Below are 20,909 nucleotides of genomic sequence, written 5' to 3'. Positions count from 1 at the left end.
GCCTGGTCGGGCTTCTGTCCGGCCACGTACGTACCGCGCCCCGGCACCCCGTATACGAGTCCTTCCTCGGTGAGCACGGCGATCGCGCGGCGGACCGTGGGGCGGGACAGGCCGTACGCGTCGGCGAGGGCGTTCTCACCGCGGATGGCGGGGTCGGGTTTCCAGTCGCCGCGTTTCACGCGTGCCCGCAAGATCCCCGCGAGCTGCTGGAGCGGCGCGTCGGGCGCGTCGCGCTCCACCTGGTCATCCGGCCCGTACGTCATGCGCCCAAGGGATCCGGCCGACGCCGTGACGGCACTCCCTGACAGGCTCATATAGGTCTCTACAGACTTTTACAGGTGGGTCCAGGGTCGGCCCACAGGAAAGCCCCGGCAACGACGGGCTATGTCGTCACCGGGGCGGAGTGCCCATCAGCCAATAGGGAGCTGACGAACATGGCCGGCCTTCGCGTGCGCCCTCGCGTGCCTGTTCGTCGACTGAGCGTTCCGCGCGTTCTCAGGTTCGTCTCACCTTCGTCCGCTACGGTCCGCGGCGGACGGCACCTGACCGGGTGGAGCGAGGGCGAGGAGGCGGATGTGGCGCGGGACGCCGGTGGGGCTCACGGACTGGCCCGGGTGGCCGTCGTCGTACGGGCCGGGGCCGCGCCGCTGTGGTGGCTCGGTCTCACCGCGGCGGGTGTCGGCGTACTGCTGCCCGGGCTGACCGGCCGGCGGATCGGGGTGCTCGCCGGGGCGGCGCTGTTCGTGGTGGCCGCGGCCGCCGTCGCCCTCGTGCGCCGCCGCCGGTACGCCGCCCTGGCCCGGACGGTGACGCGGGCGGGCCGGCGCGATGTGCTCCAGGACCGGGCGGTGAGTGCGCGTGTCTGGCGGCGCGGCCACCGCTGGTGGCTGTCGGCGGCCTTCCTCGCCGCGGTGGCCGGCTCCTTCGCGGTGCCCGCGGCCGGCGGTCTGCTGCTCGCCGGGTGCGGGGCCGGGCTGTGGCTGAAGGCGGCCTGGCTCGGGCGGCGGGAGCGGGAGCTGGACACCCTGCTGTGGGTGCGGGTCGACCGGCTCGACCGGCGCGGCGGCGGCCCGGCCGGCCGGGCCGTCAGGGCGTACCGCGGCACCGGTGTCTCGGCCGGCGACGCGGCCCCGGGCGGGGCCCGCCGCCGTACCGCCGCGGTGCGGTGAGGCCCGCTCAGACCTCCAGCGACTCCTCGATCCTGCGCAGCTGGTGGCGGGCCATCGCCAGGTTGGCGCGCTTGCCGTCCAGCACCAGGTAGAGGAACAGGCCGTTGCCGGAGCGGCCCTTGAGCAGCCGGATCAGGTGGTACTGGTCGGTCAGCGTGATGAGGACGTCCTCGATCTCGCCCTTCAGGCCCAGGTGCTCCATCGTGCGCATCTTGGCGCGGATCACGTCGGTGTTGCCGGCGGCGGCCACGTTCAGGTCGAAGCTCTTGCTGCCGCCCATCGTGCCCAGCGCCATTCCGCTGGTGTAGTCGACGAGCGCGGCTCCGGTCGCGCCCTCGATGGAGGCGAGGGCTTCCTTCAGCGCGGTCTCGGTGTTCGCCATGGCGGGGGTTCCTCTCAACGGTCGGTGTTCTCGGCGGGTGTCGGCGGTTCGTGTCGGGGGGCGGCGGTTCGGCGGGTGTCGGCGGTTCGTGTCGGGGGGCGGCGGTTCGGCGGATGTCAGCGGTTCGGGGGGTCCCGGTGGACCTCGGTGGACCTCGGGGTGTCGGTGGGCCGGCTGGTCTCGGTCGTGGTCGTGGTGCGGGCCGACCCGGTGAAGCGGGTCGGGAGCCGCGCGGTGGATCTCGGTGCGGTCCGCGCGGCCGGCGGGACGGGGACCGGGGCGGCCGCGGCCATGAACTCACCGATGCGCGCACCCGAGCGGCGCCCCTCCAGATGGAGCCGCCCGACGCTCACCCCGTCGGGGGCGAGCAGGGTGAGCACGGCGGTGGCGCCGGCCGCGTAGGTGGCGATGTAGCCGTAGCGGCCGCGCAGGAGCAGCTCGCGCAGCTCGCCCCGCCCGGTGACGTCGGTGGTGCGGACGGCGATGCCGAGAGCGGCGGCGGTGAGCGCGGCCACCCCCTCCGGCTCCACGCCGGGGGTGTCGTGGGCGAGTACGAGACCGTCGACACTCGCCGCGAGCGCGCCGGTCAGTTGCGGCATCCGGGCGCGCAGCCGCCGCAGTTCGTCGAGTATCTCGGCCTCGGCCGCCATCAGATCGCTCCTCTCGGCGTGCGGTCGCTGCCGCTCAAAGGGCCTCCAGCGCATCCCTGAGCCTCTTCAGCAGGGTGATGTCGGGGTCGTCGGTCCGCGGCAGGGCCAGGCCCTGCGCGGGGTCGGGTGCGGGGGGTGGGGGGACGCCCGCCACGATCAGGCCCGCGGCGGTCAGCCGGCGCACGTCGACCAGCGTGTGGAAGGTGTGCCGCCCGAGGGCGTGGGCGATCTCGGGCGCGGTGCGGGTGCCGTCGACACAGGTCAGCAGCGCCCGCTGCCGCGGGGAGGACGCCGTGGCGGGGGTGTGCGTGCGCAGCAGCGGCGCGCTGTCGGCCCGCGGGTCCGGCCACAGGTGCTCCAGCAGGGTGCGGCGGCGCAGCGTCTCGCGTTCCAGGGCCGCGACGGACACCGCGCGCGCCGGTGCGGGCTGCCGCCCGCCGCCGTGGCGGAAGTGTCCGGGGGACCGGCTGGGGGCGAGCGCGAAGTACCCGGCGTCGAACAGGGCGCCGGTGTGGCACACCTCCAGCGGGCCGCGGCCCTCCCCGGCGCGCAGCAGGACGTGGAGGGCGCCGTACGGTCCGCCGGCCCGCCGCACGGCCTCCCGCCAGGCCTCGGCGGTCAGGATGCCGTGGGAGGCGAGCAGGACGCCCAGGCCGGGGGCGTGGGGGCTCTCGGCGTGCACCACCTGCCCGTCGGCGAGGTACAGGGTGCCGTGTTCGCGTTCCAGGGTGCCGGTGGCCCGCTCCGCCGCCAGCCGGGTCAGTGTCGGCGACAGTCCGCCGGGCTCCCGCCGGGCCGATCCCTCGCGCACCGGCAGCGGGGCCGGCCGGGTCGCTTCCGTCACGGTCATCCCAGCTCCAGCCGTTCGGCCATCTCGCCCAGCCGGATACGGGCGAGGGCGAGGTTGCCGTCCGTGCGGCCGAGCCACACGTGCAGGAACACGCTGCTGTCGATGGAGAGCCGCAGGAACCGCAGCAGGTGGTAGCTGTCGCGGTTGCTGATGATCAGATCCTCGACCGGCGGGTCGGCCCCGTCCGCCTCGCCCTCGGGCGCGAACGCCCGCTGCTCGGCGGTCAGCCGGGCGACCTCGGCGGCCTCGGCGGCGGCGGCCTCGTGGTCGCTGCCGGGGAACTCCCCGACCGTGCCCAGTGCGAGTCCGCTCGTCCAGTCGACCAGCGAGGCACCTCTGGCGCCGGGCAGCCGCATGGCCTCCAGCAGACACTCGTCGATTCCGGGCACCCCGGTTCCCCTCCCACCCACGATTCCCCACCCGTGACGGCTCATCCGTGACCCCGGTCCGGGCGTACCGTCCGTGATCCGGCTGAGTGAGGGAGACGTTACGCACCGTGCACGAGAAGGCGTAGCGTTCCGGCATTTTCCGGTGGAACATGCCGGGGAGGGACTAGTGTGGGTCGGCTGGGCATGTGTTCAGGCCCGTTCAAACCCTTTGAACACCGGCGTACGGGCGTGCGTCAACGGGGGCCGGGGGCCTGCGGGGTGGTGAGCGCGTCCACGTGCGCCCCTCCGGACTCCGCCACGATCTCCTCCGTCGTCTGTGCCGCGCGTACGGTCGCGAACGTGACCGGCTGCCCGCCGCCTCCGGCCCGGAACCCGTACACCGCCGGGCGGGGCAGCGAGTTGTAGGCGTAGTGGTGGGCGAAGTAGTACGCGCCGGTGTCCAGGAGGGCGGCGTAGTCGCCCGGTTCGAGGCGGGGCAGGGTGCGGCCGGCGGCGAGCAGGTCGCCCGCGAAGCAGGCCGGTCCGGCCACGTCCTGCACGAGCGCGGCGCCGTGCTTCGGGCGGCCCCCGGCGTCGTACGCGGTGATCCGCAGCGGCCATGCGGCGGGCGCGTGCACGGTGCGGGTGGCGACCTGGACGCCGGCGTGGGTGACGGCGACGGGCCTCCCGCCCGCGGACTTGGTGTACTCCACGCGCGCCAGGATCGTGCCGTGCTTGGCGAGCAGGGAGCGGCCGAACTCGGTGACGAGGCCGTAGCGCCCGTCGAACAGCCCGGGCACCACCTCGCGCAGCAGCCGGGCGTACTGGGCGTGGGTCGGGGCGGTCGCGTCCGAGGCGAAGTTCACCGGCAGGCCGCCGCCGAGGTCGACGGTGTCGATCTGGCGCCGCCCGAGCCGCCGGTTGATCTCCTCGGCGAGCGCGTACGTCTGCGCCACGCCCTGCGTCATGAGGGACAGCGGGACGCCCTGCGAGCCGGTGTGGGTGTGCAGGCGGGTCAGCCAGGGCCGGTCCCGGCAGGCGCGCACCACCCAGTCGCGGGCGCCCTCGTCGTGCAGCGCCACGCCGAACTTCGAGGTGGGCGTGGCGGTGGACAGGGCCTCGATGGAACCGCCGCCGACCTGCGGGTTGATCCGGATGCCGAGCGGGGAGCGGCTGGGCGCGGACCGTATCAGGGCGTCGATGCGGGCGAGCTCCTGCGGGTTGTCGGCGTTGACCGCGACGCCCAGTGCGAGGGCCTCGCGCAGTTCGGCCGGGGTCTTGGCGGGGGAGTCCAGCACGGTGTCCCGGGGCGGCACGCCGGCGGCGCGGGCCAGCGCCAGCTCGCCCGGGCTCGCGACCTCCGCGCCGATGCCCTCGCGGTGCAGCAGCCGCAGCACCGGCACCAGCGGGCCGGCCTTGACCGCGAACGCGTGCAGCACCGGTGTGCCGGGGGCGGTGACCGCGGCGAACGCGGCGTGCAGCTCGGCCGCCGACCGCCGGATCCCGGCCACGTCGAGCAGCGCCACCAGGGGGGTGCCGGGTCCGAGCAGCCCCTGCTCCACGGCCGCCCGTACGGCATCGTCCCGCCGGGACGCCCGCCCCTCGTCGTCCGGCCCGGCCGCCCGCTCGCGCTCGCCGCCGCGGGCGGCCGCCCGGGGCCCGCCGTCCTGCCGGGGCGTCGCCCGGGCGCCGTCGCCCCGGCGGGCCGGTCGCCGCCCGTCGCCGCCGGGTGAGGCCGCTCGCCGCCCGTCGCCGCCGGGCGGGGCCGCCCGTTCCCCGTCGTCCCGGGCCGCCCGTTCCCCGTCGTCCCGGGCTGTCCGTTCTCCGTCGCCGCCGGCCATCCGTTCCTCCGAACCGTCGCTGTCCGCGCCGTCCCCCGGGGTGTCGGCGCCGCCCCCGGGCGCGGGTCCCCCGGCCGTGCGGGGCCGGGCCTCCCTGCCGGGGGCCGGGTCGTCCGCGGCCCCGGGGCTGATGGGTCCAGCCAAACACCCGCCGCGCGGCAGCGCCGCAGGACCGCCGTATTGACTAGCTCTATTCATCGCGCAAGGATGTGAATATCCGTAGCAACATGCCGCAGGGAGCCCCAGGAGGCAGCCGATGTCAGGAGCCCGCCCGCCCGCCGACCGCCGCCACCCCCAGGCGGGGTCCTACGGGCCGCCGCCCGGCGGTGTCCGCGCACCACGCGGCACGGAACTGAGCACCCTGGGCTGGCAGCAGGAGGCCGCCCTGCGCATGCTGCAGAACAACCTGGACCCGGAGGTCGCCGAGCACCCCGACAAGCTGGTCGTCTACGGCGGCACCGGCAAGGCCGCCCGCGACTGGCGCTCCTTCGACGCCATGGTGCGCACCCTGCGGACCCTCAAGCAGGACGAGACGATGCTGGTCCAGTCCGGCCGCCCGGTCGGCGTCATGCAGACCCACGAGTGGGCGCCGCGCGTCCTCATCGCCAACTCCAACCTCGTCGGCGACTGGGCCACCTGGGAGGAGTTCCGCCGGCTGGAGGCCCTCGGCCTGACCATGTACGGCCAGATGACCGCCGGCTCCTGGATCTACATCGGCACCCAGGGCATCCTCCAGGGCACCTACGAGACCTTCGCCGCCGTCGCCGCGAAGAAGTTCGGCGGCACCCTGGCCGGCACCATCACCCTCACCGCCGGCCTCGGCGGCATGGGCGGCGCCCAGCCCCTCGCCGTCACCATGAACGACGGCGTCGCGATCTGCATCGACTGCGACCCGCGCGCCATCGACCGCCGCATCGAGCACCGCTACCTCGACGTCCGCGCCGACTCCCTGGAACACGCCCTGCGGCTCGCCACCGAGGCCCGCGACGCCCGCCGCCCGCTGTCCGTCGGCGTCCTCGGCAACGCCGCCGAACTGGTGCCGCAGCTCCTCGCCATGGGCGCGCCCGTCGACATCGTCACCGACCAGACCTCCGCCCACGACCCGCTGTCCTACCTGCCGCTCGGCGTGGCCTTCGAGGACATGGCCGACGCCGCCGCGAAGGACCCGGCCGGCTTCACCACCCGGGCCCGCGAGTCCATGGCCCGGCACGTCGAGGCGATGGTCGGCTTCATGGACGCCGGCGCCGAGGTCTTCGACTACGGCAACTCCATCCGCGGCGAGGCCCGGCTGGCCGGCTACGACCGCGCCTTCGCCTTCCCCGGCTTCGTCCCCGCCTACATCCGCCCCCTGTTCTGCGAGGGCAAGGGCCCCTTCCGCTGGGCCGCCCTGTCCGGCGACCCCGCCGACATCGCCAGGACCGACCGGGCCATCCTCGACCTGTTCCCCGAGAACGAGTCCCTGGCCCGCTGGATCAAGATGGCCGGAGAGCGCGTCCACTTCCAGGGCCTGCCCGCCCGCATCTGCTGGCTCGGCTACGGCGAACGCGACAGGGCCGGCGAGCGCTTCAACGACATGGTCGCCTCCGGTGAGCTGGCCGCCCCGCTCGCCATCGGCCGCGACCACCTCGACTGCGGCTCCGTCGCCTCCCCCTACCGGGAGACCGAGGCGATGCTCGACGGCTCCGACGCGATCGCCGACTGGCCGCTGCTCAACGCCATGGTCAACGTGGCCTCCGGCGCGTCCTGGGTGTCCCTGCACCACGGCGGCGGCGTCGGCATGGGCCGCTCCCTGCACGCCGGGCAGGTCACGGTCGCCGACGGCACCAGGCTCGCCGGGGAGAAGATCCGCCGGGTGCTCACCAACGATCCCGGGATGGGCGTCATCCGGCACGTGGACGCCGGCTACGACATCGCCGAGTCCGTCGCCGACGCCAAGGGCGTGCGCGTCCCGATGCGCGAGGGTGACCCGGCGTGAGCTTCCACAGCATGTGGGCGGAGCTGCTGCCGGTCGGCCGCAGCTCCGCCTCCGGCGGCTACCGCCGCTCCGCCTGGACCGGAGCCGACGCCGACTGCCGGGCCTGGTTCCGGCAGCAGGCCGAGGACCGCGGGCTCGTCCACGAGACGGACCGCAACGGCAACCAGTGGGCCTGGCTCGGGGACCCCGCGGCCACAGACGCCGTGGTCACCGGCTCCCACCTGGACTCCGTGCCCGACGGGGGCGCCTTCGACGGCCCCCTCGGCGTGGTCTCCTCCTTCGCCGCCCTGGACGAACTGCGCGCCCGGGGGGCCGTGTTCACCAGGCCGCTCGCCGTGGTCAACTTCGGCGACGAGGAAGGCGCCCGCTTCGGCCTGGCCTGCGTCGGCTCCCGGCTGACCGCCGGGGAACTCACCGTCGCGCAGGCGCACCGCCTCACCGACGCCGACGGGGTCACCCTCCCTCAGGCGATGGCGGCCGCCGGGTACGACCCCGACGCCATCGGCCCCGACCCCGAACGGCTCGCCCGCATCGGCGCGTTCGTCGAGCTGCACGTCGAGCAGGGCCGGGCGCTGGACCTCAGCGGGGACGCCGTCGGCATCGCCAGCGCCATCTGGCCGCACGGACGCTGGCGGTTCGACTTCCGCGGCGAGGCCAACCACGCCGGCACCACCCGGCTCGCCGACCGCCGCGACCCGATGCTGCCGTACGCCGAGACCGTCCTCGCCGCCCGCCGCGAGGCCGCGCTCGCCTCGGCCGTCGCCACCTTCGGCAAGGTCGCCGTCGAACCCAACGGCGTCAACGCCGTCCCGTCGCTGGTGCGCGGCTGGCTGGACAGCCGGGCCCCCGGGCAGGAGGCCCTGGACACGGTGGTCGCCGCGGTCGAGAAGGCGGCCCGGGAACAGGCCGTCAGGCACGGCGTCGACCTCGACGTGGTCCGCGAGTCCTTCACCCCCGTCGTCGAGTTCGACCACGCCCTGCGCGACGAACTCGGCCGCATCCTCGGCAAGGACACCGGCCTGACCGTGCCCGTCCTCGGCACTGGCGCCGGACACGACGCGGGAATCCTGTCCGCGCGCATCCCGACCGCCATGCTGTTCGTGCGCAACCCCACGGGCGTCTCGCACTCCCCGGCCGAGCACGCCGCCGAGGACGACTGCCTGGCCGGGGTGACCGCTCTCGCCGACGTACTGGAAGGACTGGCCTGCCGGTGACCAAGGGGACCTACTGGCTGGAGCACGCCTGGCTGGGCACCCATGTGGAGCCCGGCGTCGCCGTCGACGTCGCGGACGGCCGGATCACCGCCGTCCGCACGGGCACGGCCGCCCCGCCGTCCGGCGCCGAGATCCTGCGCGGCCTGACCCTGCCGGGCCTCGCCAACGCCCACAGCCACGCCTTCCACCGCGCCCTGCGCGCCACCGTCCAGGTCGGCTCGGGCACCGGAACACCCCCGCAGCAGCGGGGAACGGGCGGTGAGGGCAGCGAGCGGGCGCCGGACTCGTTCTGGACATGGCGCGAGGTGATGTACGCGGTTGCCGACAAGCTCACCCCCGACAGCTACTACGCGCTCGCGCGGGCGACCTACGCCGAGATGGCCCTGGCCGGCATCACCTCCGTCGGCGAGTTCCACTACCTCCACCACGCCCCCGGCGGCACCCCCTACGCCGACCCCAACGCCATGGGCGAGGCACTGATCGCGGCCGCCGCCGAGGCGGGCATCCGCATCACCCTCCTCGACACCTGCTACCTCTCGGCCGGCTTCGGCCGGGCCCCCGACCACCACCAGCAGCGGTTCTCCGACGGCAGCGCCGAACGCTGGGCCGAACGCTGTTCCCTTCTCAAGGAACAGGGTCACGCGCGGATCGGAGCCGCCGTGCACTCCGTCCGGGCCGTACCCGCGGACCAGCTGGCGACCGTGGCCCGCTGGGCCGGGGAACGGCGGGCCCCGCTGCATGTGCACCTGTCCGAGCAGCCCGCCGAGAACGACGCCTGCCGGGCCGCCCACGGCTGCACGCCGACCCGGCTGCTCGCCGACCACGGGGTGCTCGGGCCGCGCACCACCGGCGTCCACAACACCCACCTCACCGACGAGGACATCGCCCTCATCGGCGGCACCGGCACCGGCACCTGCATGTGCCCCACCACCGAACGCGACCTGGCCGACGGCATCGGGCCCGCCGTGGCCCTCCAGCGGCAGGGCTCCCCGCTCTGTCTCGGCTCCGACAGCCACGCCGTCGTCGACCTGCTCGAAGAGGCCCGCGCGATGGAGCTGAACGAGCGGCTGCGCACCCGCGCCCGGGGCCACTGGACGGCCGCCGCGCTGCTGCGCGCGGCCACCGCCGACGGCCATGCCGCCCTGGGCTGGGACGAGGCCGGCCGGATCCGGCAGGGCGCCCTCGCCGACCTCACCACCCTCGCCCTCGACTCGGTCAGGACGGCCGGAGCCCCGCCCCGGCTCGGCGCCGAGACGGCCGTCTTCGCGGCGACCGCGGCGGACGTACGGCACACGGTCGTGGGCGGACGGCACGTCGTGCGCGACGGTGCGCACACCCGGGTCCCCGATGTGCCGAGGGCCCTCGCCCGCGCCGTCGCGGCCCTGCACGACCGATGACCCGCGCGGGCCCGGCGCCCGCGCCCCCGACGACCCCCGCAGCCCCCGCAGCCCCCGCAGCCCCCGCAGCCCACGCAGCCCACGCAGCCCCCGCCCACGAGGACACGATGAGCAGCACCGCCATCACCCACATCGCCGCACTGGTCACCAACGACCCCCTTCTCGGTGACGGATCCCCCCTCGGCCTGATCCGCGACGCCGCGCTCGTCATCGACGGCGACCGCGTCGTCTGGGCCGGTGAGTCAAGCAAAGCACCCGCCACTGACAACCGGGTCGACGCCGGCGGCCGGGCCGTGATCCCCGGCTTCGTCGACTCCCACTCGCACCTGGTGTTCGCGGGCGACCGCACCGAGGAGTTCAACGCCCGCATGTCCGGGCGCCCGTACACCGCAGGAGGCATCCGCACCACGGTCGCCGCCACCCGCGCGGCGAGCGACCGGGACCTGGAGGACAACCTCACCCGGCACCTCGCCGAGGCGCTGCGCCAGGGCACCACCACCTTCGAGACCAAGTCCGGCTACGGCCTGACCGTCGCCGACGAGGCCCGCGCCCTGCGGATCGCCGCCGCGCACACCGACGAGGTCACCTACCTCGGCGCCCACATCGTCCCCCCGGACCACGCCGACGACCCGGCCGGCTACGTCGCCCTGGTCACCGGCGAGATGCTCGACGCCTGCGCGCCGCACGCCCGCTGGATCGACGTGTTCTGCGAGAAGGGCGCCTTCGACGGCGACCAGGCCCGCGCCGTCCTCACCGCCGGCCGGGCCCGCGGCCTGCACCCGCGTGTCCACGCCAACCAGCTCACCTACGGCCCGGGCGTGCAGCTCGCCGTCGAGCTCGACGCGGCCAGCGCCGACCACTGCACCCACCTCACCGACGCCGACGTGGACGCCCTGGCGAACGGCCGCACGGTCGCCACGCTGCTGCCCGGCGCCGAGTTCTCCACCCGCGCGGCGTGGCCGGACGCCCGCCGCCTGCTCGACGCGGGCGCGACCGTCGCCCTGTCCACGGACTGCAACCCCGGGTCGTCGTACACGTCCTCGGTGCCGTTCTGCATCGCGCTCGCCGTGAGGGACATGGGCATGACCCCCGATGAGGCGCTCTGGTCGGCCACCGCCGGCGGCGCCGCGGCCCTGCGCCGCGACGACGTCGGCCGTCTCGCTCCCGGCTCCCGGGCCGACCTCGTCGTCCTCGACGCCCCCAGCCACGTCCACCTCGCCTACCGGCCCGGTGTCCCGCTGGTCGCCGAGGTGTGGCGCCGCGGCGCCCGCGTGGCCTGACCGGGCGGCGCAGGCCCGGAGCCGGGGCGTACGGAGCCGGGCAGGCACGGCCGGCCCGGCGACCCCCGTGGACGACCTCTGCGGACGACCCCCGCCACGACCCCCGCCACGGGCCCGCGGGTCTGCGGGCGCCGTGGGACGGGCCTGCGGCGCTGCGGACGGGTCCGCGACGGCCCGCGGACGGGTCCGCGACGGCCCGCGGACGGCGGGATGCGGCCGGCCCCGGACGGACCGGGGCCCGGGCGGGGTGCGGCACGGCAACGGCCCCCGGGGGTGGTCCGACGGATCGGACCGCCCCCGGGGGCCGTTCAGCGGTGGTGCTGCGGCGCTGACCTGCCAGGCGCCGGGGAGTACGGGTCACTCCTCGACGGTGAGTCCCTTGCGCAGACGTCTCAGGGTCCGCGACAGCAGCCGGGACACGTGCATCTGGGAGATGCCCAGCTCCTCGCCGATCTCCGACTGGGTCATGCCGGCGACGAACCGCAGCGAGAGGATCTTGCGGTCGCGCGGCGCGAGTTCGGCGATCAGCGGCTTGAGCGACTCCACGTACTCGATGCCTTCCAGCCCGTGGTCCTCGTAGCCGATGCGGTCGGCGAGGGCACCCTCGGAGTCGTCCTCCTCGGGCTGGGCGTCGAGGGAGCTGGCGGTGTACGCGTTGGACGCCGCCATGCCCTCCACGACCTCGTCGTGGCTCAGGCCCAGGTGCTCGGCCAGCTCCGCCACGGTCGGCGCCCGGTCCAGGCTCTGGGCCAGCTCGTCACCGGCCTTGGCCAGGTCCAGCCGCAGTTCCTGCAGACGCCGCGGCACGCGGACCGACCAGGAGGTGTCGCGGAAGAAGCGCTTGATCTCGCCGATGATGGTCGGCATCGCGAACGTGGGGAACTCCACGCCGCGGGTGAGCTCGAAACGGTCGATCGCCTTGATCAGGCCGATCGTGCCGACCTGGACGATGTCCTCCATCGGCTCGCTGCGGGAGCGGAAGCGGGAGGCGGCGAACTTGACCAGCGTCAGGTTGAGCTCGACCAGGGTGTTGCGGACGTACGCGTACTCGTGGGTGCCCTCCTCGAGCGAGGACAGCCGTTCGAAGAGCGTCTTGGACAGGGCCCGCGCGTCGACCGGCCCCACCTCGTCGTACGGGGGGATCTCCGGAAGACCGGCGAGCATGTGGTGGCCCGCCTCGGTCATGGGGTCGATGGGATCCAGATGTTCCGGAGCGTGTGTCGACGTCGCGTGGGGGGTAGGCGATGCGTCGAGCCGGGGTGACATGATGTCCTCCATCGTTCTCGGCATAAGGCTGCCGGAGCCAGTGCGTGCACTGCGGTGTGCGGCGCCTCCAAAGCCGGCCGTGTCGGTTGCGTGTCCCTACTAGCCCTACCCGCTTTCCGGTGACCACCGCAAGTGTGTTTTGTGGCGAAATGTCCGATTCATTGCGGTTGTTCGGGTGTCGAAGAGTGTGATGAAGGGCGTAGGGTTCGAGAGCGACAGTCAGTAGCCACGACCTCAGGAGAGAGACGGCATGGACCACGGGACGGTCGGCAGTGCGCGTTCTGGCCGGCTTCTGGTGGAGGTGCGGCAGGAGGGCTCCAGCGCGGTCGTGACACCGGCGGGTGAGCTCGATCACCATACGGCCGACCTGCTGCGCGAGCCCCTGGAGGACTGCCTCGAAAGGGGACTCAGCCGCCTGGTCATCGACTGCGCCGGGCTGGAGTTCTGCGACTCCACCGGGCTGAACGTCCTGCTGGGCGTGCGGCTGAAGGCCGAAGCCGCCGGAGGCGGTGTGCACCTCGCCGGGATGCAGCCCGTGGTGGCACGCGTCTTCGAGATCACCGGCGCCGAAGCGGTCTTCACTGTTCATGACACGCTTGAGGCGGCCCTGGCGGACGAGTCCGGCTGAGCCGGAGGGGCGCGGCTGGGCCGGGATGTACCGGCCGGGTCGAAAAGTATGGGTGTTCCCTCGCGCCTCCCGGGCAGGAGACCCACTGGGCATGGCGGCCGCGACCGCCGTGGCGCGGGTGTACCCGCAGAGACTGTGAATCGTGATCTGGTGAATCGGTGAGGTGAAGCGCTGATGAGCACCACCCGGCCGTACTCGCCGGGCTCCGAAGAGCCCAGCGGCGCTTCCGGGGCGCCCGGGGTGTCCGAGGCGCCCGGTGTCGCCGGGACCTCCGAGGACTCCGACGCGCTCGGGGCGCTCGGCACGCCCGGCCTGTCCGCGTCGTCGGCGTCGGCGTCGTCCGCGTCGTCCGCGTCGGCGGCGTCGTCGGTGTCGTCGACGGGGGCGTCGGTCTCGTCGGTGTCGTCGACGGGGGCCGCAGCCGGGACCCGGCAGGTCCGCCGGCTGGACTTCGCGGACCAGGCGGGCGTGGTTCCGCTGGCCCGCGACTTCGCCCGTCAGGCGCTGCACGCGTGGGGCTGGCTGCCGGCCGCCTCCGCGGACCGCCGGGCCGTCGCCGAGGACGTGCTGCTCGTCGTGTCCGAGCTGGTCACCAACGCGTGTCTGCACGCCGAGGGGCCCGCGGAGATGTGGATCGCCTGCGACAACAAGGTGATCCGCGTCGAGGTCGCCGACCGGGGCTCGGGCCAGCCCGCACCCCGCACCCCGCACCGCGCGGCCCGGCCCGGCGGACACGGCATGTTCATCGTGCAGCGCCTCTGTCTCGACTGGGGCGTCGTGCGCACCCCCGGAGTGGCCGGGAAGACCGTCTGGGCCGAGCTGGGGGCCTCCGCGTAGACGCCGCCGGGCCCGCGCGGTGACGCGTCCCGGGCCGGTGACGAGCACTCCGAGCACTCCGCGACGGCGGCGCCGCACCCCCTGCCGCGGGTGCCGCACCCCCGGCCGCGGGTGCCGTACCCCCTGCCGCGGGCGCCGCACCCCCGGCCGGCGCGCTGTCGCACCGCCCCCCGTGCCGGTGGCGGGCACCCCGGGCCGGCGCCGCCGGACCCCGCACCGGAGCTGCCGCGCTCGCGTCGTCCCGGCCGGGTTCCTGCCCCGAAGGGCGCGCCGGCCCGCCGCCCGGCCGCTCTCGGCCGGTCCCCCGCGCTCCGGGCTGTTCCCGGCCGTCCGGGTTCCCTTTTCCCTTCCCTTCCTTCTTGTCGCGCGCGGGCGTACCTTGACCGCTCATCTGATGCACCGTCAGGAAGGGGGGTACGCCCGTGTCGTACCGGAGAGGCATCGTCGCGGTCCTGGCCGGCTCGGCCGTGCTGGCGGGCGCCCCCGCCGCGCGGGCCGACGTCGTCGAGGTGAACTACCAGTGCAGGACGCCCATCGGCGACAAGAGCGCGGTGTCGCCGATCGACATCAGGGCCGTCCGGAGCGGGGACGGCTACCGGATCACCATGTCCTGGCAGAAGGGCGTCTCCTCCAGCCCCGTAGAGCTCGGCAAGGGGGCGATGAACCCCAGCGCCACGATCACGGTGAGCGGCGCCGACCGCGGCACGGTCACGGTCACCGGCCCCGCCAACCAGGCGGCGATCCCCGCCGACACCCCCATCAAGATCAGTGACCTGAGCGGCACCTACACGCCGCGCGGCTCCGGAAAGGTGGCCTTCACCGCGGGTGTCCTGACCATCAGGGCCCTCGGCACGACCACCACCTGCACCCCCGCCAACGGCCCCGGCCCCTCCCTCACCCTGCAGGTCACCGCGGCGGACGGGGGCGGCCCCTCCGCCACCCCGAGGCCGGGCGCGACCAGCCCCGGCGCCGGACTCCCGCAGACCGGAGCGGCGGACTCGGCGCTCGCCCTCGGCACTCTGGGCGGCACCGTCCTGCTCACCGGGGCGGCGGGGGCCCTCTGGCTGACCCGGCGCAACCAGGCGGCCCGCACCCGCCGCTGACGTCCCGTCGTACCGCCGTTCCGCGTCCCGCCGCCGTTCCGCGTCCCGCCGTCGAACCGTCCCGCCGTCGGACCGTCCCGCTGTCGGACCGGTCCGCTGATCCGCCGTTCCGCGTGCCGCCGCACGCTCGTCTCGTTGTCCCCGCAGCCGCAGCCGCAGCCGCAGCCGCAGCCGCAGCCGCAGCCGCAGCCGCAGCCGCAGCCGCAGCCGCAGCCGCAGCCGCAGCCGCAGCCGCAGCCGCAGCCGCAGCCGCAGCCGCAGCCGAGGTTCTGCCGTCCCGCCGTCCCGCCCGCCCCCGTCCCGTCGTACGAGCGCAGGAGCCGCCGATGCCGTACGCCGCCTCGCCCGAGCCCCCGACCTCCCGCCGGCCGCTGCCGCCCGGCCGGCCCCGCCCCGTGCGGCGGAGGCTGCCGAGGGCGGTGCCGCTGGCGCCGGTCCCGGTGCTGCCGCTGCTCCTCCTCGCCGCACCCCCCGTCTCGGCCGCCGACGGCTGGACCGCCGAGCCCTCCGGCGGCGGCCGCCCCACCGTGTACGCCGAGGGCGAGCCCGGTTCGGTCCTCGGGGACGCGGTGTCCGTCACCAACCGCAGTGCCGGGCCCGTCACCGTACGCCTCACCGGGACGGGGCTGAAGCTCGGCTTCGCCGAGCGACGCGTCCGGGTCCCGGCCCGCACCCGTGCGGAGGTGCCGTTCACGCTGACCGTCCCCGAGGACGCGGCCCCGGGGCGGCGCACCGGCACCCTGACGGTCCGGGACACCGACGGACGGACGGCGGCCGTCCTGCTGCGGCTGCGCATCGCCGGGTCGCGCCTGGCCGCGCTGACCGTCGAGCACGTCGCGGTCCGGCACGGGGAGATCGCCTACGAACTCGTCAACCGCGGCACGACCCCGCTCGTGCCGCGGCTGACCGTACGCGCCGAGGGAGTTCTCGGCCGGGTCCTGGACCGGGCGCCGCGCACGCTGTCCGTCACGCTGCCGCCCGGCAGCCGGACGAGGCTCAGCGAACCGTGGCCGGGACAGCCCGCCCTGGACGCCGTCGAGGTACGGCTCACCGCCACGGCGGCGGGCGGCGCCCGGGGCTCCGCGACCGCCCGGGCCCGGTTCGTGCCCTGGACGGCCGTCACGGCCGGCGCCGCGGCCGTGATCGCGGCCGCGCTCGCGGCCGGCGCACGTGCCGCCGCACGGCGGCGCAGACGCCGCCCGCCGCGGCCACCGCGCCCACCCCAGGCGCGGCAGGCGCGGCAGCTGCCGGGGAGGCCGCAGTCGCGCCGGGAGCTCTTGCCGCGCCCGGCGCGGTCCGAGGAGGCGGCCCGGTGAGGGGCGGGGTGGCGGCCGTGCTCCTGGCGCTGGCGGGCGTCCTGCTGACGGCGGCCGGACCCGCCGGTGCGGCGGACGAGCCCGTCGTACGGCTGTCCGCGGTACAGGCGGGCACCGGCGGCTCGGTCACCGTGTCCGGGAGCGGATGGCGGCCGCGGGCCCTGCTGATGCTCCTGGTCTGCGGACAGGCCGAACCGTCGCGGGGCGTGCCCGGCGGCACCGACTCCTGCGCCAACGCCGACGGCCGGGCGGTCACCACGGACGCCGCAGGACGCTTCCGGCGCGCACTGCCCGTGGCCGAGCCGCCGGTGCCCTGCCCGTGCGTGGTCCACGTGGCGGCGGTGACCGGGGCGCAGGCACAGGCCGACGCCGTGTTCGAGGTCGCCGGCCACCCGGTGCGGCCGCTGCCGGAGGCGACCGGCCACGGACGGCTGGCGGCGCTCTCCGACGCCCGGCTGGACGGCTCCGGCACCCTGCTGACCTGGTTCGGGGCGCCACCCGCCCGCACCCTGGTCCTCACGGTCGGCAACGTGGGCACGTCGGCCGTGCGGGACCCGGTCTTCGAGGTCGGCACCGCGCACGGCGTGTTCGCCCCGCAGTGGCAGGAGCGGCAGTGGCGCGGCACGCTCCGGCCCGGCGGCCGGGCCCGCGTCGAACTCCCCGTGGAACTGGCCGCCGGCGCCCACGGGGACTACACCGTCTCCCTGCGGTACGGCGGCGAGGTGCTCGCCGAACAGCCGTGGGCGGTGGGCCGCCCCTGGGGGGTGACCCTGTTCTGGGTCCTGGTCTGCCTCGTCGTGCCGGCGGCGGTGTTCCGCGCCGGGCTGGCGCTGGTGGACCGCCTCCGGCCGCGCGGGCCCGCGCGGCGACGGAGCCACCGCCGGCCCGTGAGGGCCCCGCGCCCGCCCGGGCCGAGGACTCCCGACCCGCCGCCTCCGGCATCCCGGCGGGCCCCGCCGCCCTCGGCACGGTCGGCGTCCTGCGCACCCCCGGCCCTGCCGTACTTCACCCGGGACGCCGGTCCCGGCGCACTCTCCGCACCGCACGACGACCCGTTCCCGACGAGAAAGGCAAGCCCGTGAAGGAGCGAAGGAGAGCCACCCCGTTCGGCGGCCTGGCCCTGGTGGCGGGTACCGGCCTGCTGCTCGCCCTGGCCACCGTCCCCGCCCGGGCCGCGGAGGTCGCCTACGCCACCGAGTGCGTGCCCCCGGCGATCTCGGGCCTGCCCCCGGTCCACGGCACCACCAAGGTGGACGTCTCCGCTCCGGCGAGCGCGCAGGTAGGCGACCGGGTCGACGTGGTCTGGACGTTCGTCCAGGCCGCCTCCAGGAACCCGGACTTCATCGACCTGCCCGCGAACTCCGTGCAGCCGAGCGGCACCCTCAAGGCGTCCGGCGCCCAGAGCGCGGACATCGCGATGCAGGGCCCGCGGGAGAACCCGCCCATCCCCAAGGGCGGTGCCATGGTGCTGTCCGCGATGAAGGGCACGCTCACGCTCACCACCCCCGGCGAGGTGACGCTCACCCCCGACGCGTACGCCATCAACGTCATGTCGACGGACACCAGGTGCAAGCCGGAGGAGGCGGTGGGCAAGGCCGCCACGATCAAGGTCACCGAGGCGGGAGACCCGACCCCGACCCCCACGCCCACCCCCACTCCGACCCCCACGTCCTCCCCGACACCGACACCGACACCGACTCCGACACCCACACCGACACCGACACCCACGCCCACCACCCCGGAACCGACCGCCACGCCCACGCCGAGCCCGAGCGGCACCGCCACCGGGTTCCCGGGCGAGGAGGTGGAGGTCCCCTACGCGTGCCGGACGCCGATCGGTGACCGGCAGGCGACCTCCGAGGTCCGGATCGACGCCCGGCGCGACGGAGGCTCCTTCGGCCTCACGGTCCGCTTCACGAAGTCGGTCATGGACAGCCCCGCCGAGATCCCGAAGGACTCCGTGGAGCCCTCGATGGAGGTCCTCCTGGGCGGTGCCGACAAGGGCACGGTCCACGTCCAGGGCCCCACCAACCCCGAGCCGATCAAGGCGGGCGACCCGATCGAGATCCCCGACCTGAAGGGCACGTACACGCCGGGGGCGAGCGGTGAGACGACCCTGGCGCCGGGCGTCCTCACCATCAAGGCCCTCGGTACGACGACGACCTGCACCCCGGAGCGGACCGCGGTGTCCCTCACCCTCGACACCACGGCCCAGCCCGGCGGCACGTCCGGCGGCACCGCGGGAGGCACCTCCGGCGGGTCCGGTGGCTCCGGCGGCGGTTCGGCCGGCGGCTCCTCCGCGGGCGGCGCCGCGGGCGGCGGCCTGGCGGACACGGGCGCGGCGGGCCTCGGCGCGCTGAAGGCCCTCGGCCTGGTGGCGGGCACGACCCTCCTGCTCGGAGCGGCCGCGTTCACCTTCATGCCCAGGCGCAGCTGAGCCCCGGGCGCAGCTGAGCCCCGGGCGCAGCTGAGCCCCGGGCGCCCTCCGGCGGCCCGGCGCCGCCGCCCCGTACGACGACGCGAGGGCCGCCGTATCCTCTCGGACACGGCGGCCCTCGGCGGAAGCGGGCCGGGCGGACGGGTCAGCGCACGCTGCCCATGAGCTCCTTGACCTTGCTGCGGTACATCCACACCGCGACACCGGCGGCCACGGCCAGGGTCGCCTCCAGGGCGACGACACCCGTCTTGTCGAGGTCGGCACCGGCGATGGACAGCAGGCCGGTCGTGGCGTCACCGGCGGTGACGGCGAGGAACCAGACGCCCATCATCTGCGAGGCGTACTTCGCGGGAGCCATCTTGGTGGTGACCGACAGGCCGACCGGGGAGAGCAGCAGCTCGCCGACGGTCTGCGCGAAGTAGATCGCCACCAGCCACATCGCGGCGGCCTTGTGACCGCCGTCGGCGATCGACAGCGGCGCGAGGAAGAGGAAGAACGACGCGCCGACGAGGACCAGACCGGAGGCGAACTTCACGATGGTGCTCGGCTCCTTGCCGCGCCGGTTCAGCGCGAGCCAGAACCAGGCGAACACCGGCGCCAGGGCCATGATCAGGACCGGGTTGACGGACTGGTACCAGGAGACCGGGAACTCCCAGCCGAGGACGCTGTTGTCGGCGGAGGAGTCCGCGAAGATCGACAGGGTCGAGCCGCCCTGGTCGTAGATCATCCAGAACACGGCGGCGGCGACGAAGAACCAGATGTACGCCGACATCGACTTCTGCTCGGCCGTGTCGAGGTCCTTGTCCCGCTTGATGCGGACCAGCACCAGCGTCGGGATGACCACGCCGAGCACGGTCAGCGGGACCAGGATCCAGTTCAGGGTGTAGGAGCCGGAGAAGCCGACGACGGCGTAGAAGACCACGGCGACGGAGGCCCAGATCGCGGCCTTGCGCAGGGTGGAGGCCTTCTCCTGGGCGGAGAGCGGCTTCGGCACGACGCTCGAACGGTCGGACAGGTGACGGCTGCCGAGGAGGAACTGGCCGAGGCCCAGCGCCATGCCGAGCGCGGCGAGGGCGAAGCCGAGGTGCCAGTCGACGCTCTCACCGATGGTGCCGATCACCAGCGGCGCGGCGAAGGCGCCGAGGTTGATGCCCATGTAGAACACGGTGAAGCCGCCGTCGCGGCGCGGGTCGTCCGGGCCGTCGTAGAGGTGGCCGACCATCGTGGAGATGTTGGCCTTCAGCAGGCCCGAGCCGACCGCGACCAGGCCGAGTCCGGCGTAGAAGGTGCCGGAGGCCGGGAGGGCCAGGGTGAGGTGGCCGGCCATGATGACCGCGCCGGCGACGGCGACGGTCCTGCGCGGGCCCCAGACCCGGTCGCCGAACCAGCCGCCGGGCATGGCGAGCAGGTACACCAGGGAGACGTACACCGAGTAGATCGCCGTGGCCGTGGCCGCGTCGAGGTGCAGGCCGCCCGGGGCGACGAGGTACAGCGGGAGCAGTGCCCTCATGCCGTAGTAGGAGAACCGCTCCCACATCTCGGTCATGAAGAGGGTGGCCAGGCCGCGGGGGTGGCCGAAGAAGGCGGTCTCGGAACCGGGGGTGCCCGGTCGGGCCGAGTCCTTCGTCAGGCTGGACGCCATGGGGGTCGTTCCTTGCTGGTCGGGGCGCGTCGCTGTGGGGGGTCCCCCCGGTCCGGCCCGTGGCGTGGGCCGGGGAGCTGCGCGCCCGGTGGGGGGCGGCCGGCACCGGCGTGACCGGCCCGTCCGCCCCCACGCCCAGGGGGAGTCCGGCCCGGTCACGGGACGGTGGACGGCGACCACCGGGATCCACGCCACGCCGCGCTTCGCTCCGCGCGGTGTGGCCCGGCCACAGGTCATTCCTTTCAGGGCAGGCCGAAGCCCGCCCGCACACAAAAGAGACCCTCGGCGTCAAGCGGCGCCAAAGGTCCCTGCGGTGCTACAGGCGTTGAATCACCATACGGCAGTCCAGTGCCGGAAATGGAAGGACTTGAGAGATGGATCACAGGTGATCATGCAATTGTGGAGGGTCATTCGAATGTGTGGGCGCACATGTGACCCTCGATCACAGGTTCCGGTGTCGAGCCTCCAGGGGTCATTCCGTCCATGTCCGGCAAATCGGAGGGTGGGAATCCGGCCCGGCGGTCTCACCTCGGGGCCGGCGCGCGGCGGACTAC

General features: G+C 74.9%; 18 protein-coding genes and 1 pseudogene. 11 read left to right on the top strand and 8 right to left on the bottom strand.

What is annotated here, in order from left to right; all coding sequences use genetic code 11:
* Positions 1-20 precede the first annotated feature (20 nt).
* Positions 21-263: pseudogene (locus tag AC5K6T_RS28695) on the bottom strand (winged helix-turn-helix domain-containing protein); the annotation flags it as partial.
* A 312-nt stretch (positions 264-575) separates the two neighbouring features.
* Here AC5K6T_RS28695 and AC5K6T_RS28690 point away from each other — a divergent pair.
* Complete coding sequence (locus AC5K6T_RS28690; RefSeq protein ID WP_493213645.1) at positions 576-1,169, top strand: hypothetical protein; 594 nt, start codon at positions 576-578, stop codon at positions 1,167-1,169.
* A gap of 7 nt (positions 1,170-1,176) precedes the next feature.
* Here AC5K6T_RS28690 and AC5K6T_RS28685 read toward each other — a convergent pair whose 3' ends face one another.
* From AC5K6T_RS28685 to AC5K6T_RS28665, 5 genes are all read right to left on the bottom strand, one after another.
* Positions 1,177-1,551, bottom strand: coding sequence for a roadblock/LC7 domain-containing protein (locus AC5K6T_RS28685; RefSeq protein WP_493213643.1), 375 nt, complete (start codon positions 1,549-1,551; stop codon positions 1,177-1,179).
* Positions 1,552-1,667: 116 nt separating this feature from the next.
* Complete coding sequence (locus AC5K6T_RS28680; RefSeq protein ID WP_493213641.1) at positions 1,668-2,201, bottom strand: roadblock/LC7 domain-containing protein; 534 nt, start codon at positions 2,199-2,201, stop codon at positions 1,668-1,670.
* 34 nt (positions 2,202-2,235) lie between these two features.
* Entirely contained in the window at positions 2,236-3,051 is an 816-nt protein-coding gene (locus AC5K6T_RS28675; protein WP_493213639.1) for a transcriptional regulator, read from the bottom strand.
* Positions 3,048-3,440 carry a hypothetical protein gene (locus AC5K6T_RS28670; protein ID WP_493213637.1) on the bottom strand — a complete coding sequence of 131 codons (393 nt, stop codon included), beginning with the start codon at positions 3,438-3,440 and terminating at the stop codon, positions 3,048-3,050. Before AC5K6T_RS28670 ends, AC5K6T_RS28675 begins: the two co-directional genes overlap by 4 nt.
* Positions 3,441-3,673: 233 nt before the next feature.
* Entirely contained in the window at positions 3,674-5,260 is a 1,587-nt protein-coding gene (locus AC5K6T_RS28665) for a type III PLP-dependent enzyme domain-containing protein (RefSeq protein ID WP_493213636.1), read from the bottom strand.
* A 256-nt stretch (positions 5,261-5,516) separates the two neighbouring features.
* Between AC5K6T_RS28665 and hutU the strand changes: the two genes are divergently transcribed.
* From hutU to hutI, 4 genes are all read left to right on the top strand, one after another.
* Positions 5,517-7,235 carry a urocanate hydratase gene (gene hutU / locus AC5K6T_RS28660; protein ID WP_493213634.1) on the top strand — a complete coding sequence of 573 codons (1,719 nt, stop codon included), beginning with the start codon at positions 5,517-5,519 and terminating at the stop codon, positions 7,233-7,235.
* Positions 7,232-8,449 (top strand): allantoate amidohydrolase, encoded by a 1,218-nt coding sequence (locus AC5K6T_RS28655; RefSeq protein ID WP_493213632.1) that lies wholly within the window; start codon positions 7,232-7,234, stop codon positions 8,447-8,449. The genes hutU and AC5K6T_RS28655 overlap by 4 nt, the downstream gene beginning before the upstream one ends.
* Positions 8,446-9,846, top strand: a complete 1,401-nt coding sequence (locus AC5K6T_RS28650; protein ID WP_493213631.1) for a formimidoylglutamate deiminase — start codon at positions 8,446-8,448, stop codon at positions 9,844-9,846. Before AC5K6T_RS28655 ends, AC5K6T_RS28650 begins: the two co-directional genes overlap by 4 nt.
* Before the next feature lie 107 nt (positions 9,847-9,953).
* Positions 9,954-11,126 (top strand): imidazolonepropionase, encoded by a 1,173-nt coding sequence (hutI, locus tag AC5K6T_RS28645; protein WP_493213629.1) that lies wholly within the window; start codon positions 9,954-9,956, stop codon positions 11,124-11,126.
* Between the two features lie 357 nt (positions 11,127-11,483).
* On the opposite strand, the gene AC5K6T_RS28640 is transcribed toward hutI, so the two are convergent.
* A complete protein-coding gene (locus tag AC5K6T_RS28640) occupies positions 11,484-12,392 on the bottom strand; it encodes an RNA polymerase sigma factor SigF (RefSeq protein WP_493214283.1) in 909 nt (302 codons plus the stop codon).
* A 250-nt stretch (positions 12,393-12,642) separates the two neighbouring features.
* On the opposite strand from AC5K6T_RS28640, the gene AC5K6T_RS28635 reads away from it, so the two are divergent.
* The 6 genes from AC5K6T_RS28635 to AC5K6T_RS28610 all read left to right on the top strand — a co-directional run bounded on the left by AC5K6T_RS28635 (position 12,643) and on the right by AC5K6T_RS28610 (position 18,713).
* Positions 12,643-13,020 carry an STAS domain-containing protein gene (locus AC5K6T_RS28635; RefSeq protein WP_493213627.1) on the top strand — a complete coding sequence of 126 codons (378 nt, stop codon included), beginning with the start codon at positions 12,643-12,645 and terminating at the stop codon, positions 13,018-13,020.
* Between the two features lie 174 nt (positions 13,021-13,194).
* A complete protein-coding gene (locus AC5K6T_RS28630; RefSeq protein ID WP_493213625.1) occupies positions 13,195-13,857 on the top strand; it encodes an ATP-binding protein in 663 nt (220 codons plus the stop codon).
* Between the two features lie 422 nt (positions 13,858-14,279).
* Positions 14,280-14,960: an LPXTG cell wall anchor domain-containing protein gene (locus AC5K6T_RS28625; protein WP_493213624.1), complete on the top strand. Its 681-nt coding sequence runs from the start codon at positions 14,280-14,282 to the stop codon at positions 14,958-14,960.
* Between the two features lie 326 nt (positions 14,961-15,286).
* Positions 15,287-16,276 (top strand): COG1470 family protein, encoded by a 990-nt coding sequence (locus AC5K6T_RS28620; protein WP_493213622.1) that lies wholly within the window; start codon positions 15,287-15,289, stop codon positions 16,274-16,276.
* Complete coding sequence (locus tag AC5K6T_RS28615; protein WP_493213620.1) at positions 16,273-17,358, top strand: hypothetical protein; 1,086 nt, start codon at positions 16,273-16,275, stop codon at positions 17,356-17,358. The genes AC5K6T_RS28620 and AC5K6T_RS28615 overlap by 4 nt, the downstream gene beginning before the upstream one ends.
* The gene (locus tag AC5K6T_RS28610; protein ID WP_493213618.1) at positions 17,355-18,713 is read left to right on the top strand and encodes a hypothetical protein; all 1,359 of its coding nucleotides are present in this window, start codon (positions 17,355-17,357) and stop codon (positions 18,711-18,713) included. The genes AC5K6T_RS28615 and AC5K6T_RS28610 overlap by 4 nt, the downstream gene beginning before the upstream one ends.
* Before the next feature lie 145 nt (positions 18,714-18,858).
* Here AC5K6T_RS28610 and AC5K6T_RS28605 read toward each other — a convergent pair whose 3' ends face one another.
* Positions 18,859-20,355, bottom strand: coding sequence for an oligopeptide:H+ symporter (locus tag AC5K6T_RS28605; RefSeq protein WP_493213616.1), 1,497 nt, complete (start codon positions 20,353-20,355; stop codon positions 18,859-18,861).
* Between the last annotated feature and the right edge of the window lie 554 nt (positions 20,356-20,909).

It is taken from the genome of Streptomyces sp. B8-7, assembly GCF_058833805.1.
This window is presented reverse-complemented; position numbering and strand designations above follow the sequence as displayed.

Bases quoted from the DNA above. Each gene is read 5' to 3' on its own strand.
- AC5K6T_RS28685 (WP_493213643.1), bottom strand. From the start codon at position 1,551: ATGGCGAACACCGAGACCGCGCTGAAGGAAGCCCTCGCCTCCATCGAG.
- AC5K6T_RS28680 (WP_493213641.1), bottom strand. From the start codon at position 2,201: ATGGCGGCCGAGGCCGAGATACTCGACGAACTGCGGCGGCTGCGCGCC.
- AC5K6T_RS28675 (WP_493213639.1), bottom strand. From the start codon at position 3,051: ATGACCGTGACGGAAGCGACCCGGCCGGCCCCGCTGCCGGTGCGCGAG.
- AC5K6T_RS28665 (WP_493213636.1), bottom strand. From the start codon at position 5,260: ATGGCCGGCGGCGACGGAGAACGGACAGCCCGGGACGACGGGGAACGG.
- hutU (WP_493213634.1), top strand. From the start codon at position 5,517: ATGTCAGGAGCCCGCCCGCCCGCCGACCGCCGCCACCCCCAGGCGGGG.
- hutI (WP_493213629.1), top strand. From the start codon at position 9,954: ATGAGCAGCACCGCCATCACCCACATCGCCGCACTGGTCACCAACGAC.
- AC5K6T_RS28640 (WP_493214283.1), bottom strand. From the start codon at position 12,392: ATGTCACCCCGGCTCGACGCATCGCCTACCCCCCACGCGACGTCGACA.
- AC5K6T_RS28635 (WP_493213627.1), top strand. From the start codon at position 12,643: ATGGACCACGGGACGGTCGGCAGTGCGCGTTCTGGCCGGCTTCTGGTG.
- AC5K6T_RS28630 (WP_493213625.1), top strand. From the start codon at position 13,195: ATGAGCACCACCCGGCCGTACTCGCCGGGCTCCGAAGAGCCCAGCGGC.
- AC5K6T_RS28620 (WP_493213622.1), top strand. From the start codon at position 15,287: ATGCCGTACGCCGCCTCGCCCGAGCCCCCGACCTCCCGCCGGCCGCTG.
- AC5K6T_RS28605 (WP_493213616.1), bottom strand. From the start codon at position 20,355: ATGGCGTCCAGCCTGACGAAGGACTCGGCCCGACCGGGCACCCCCGGT.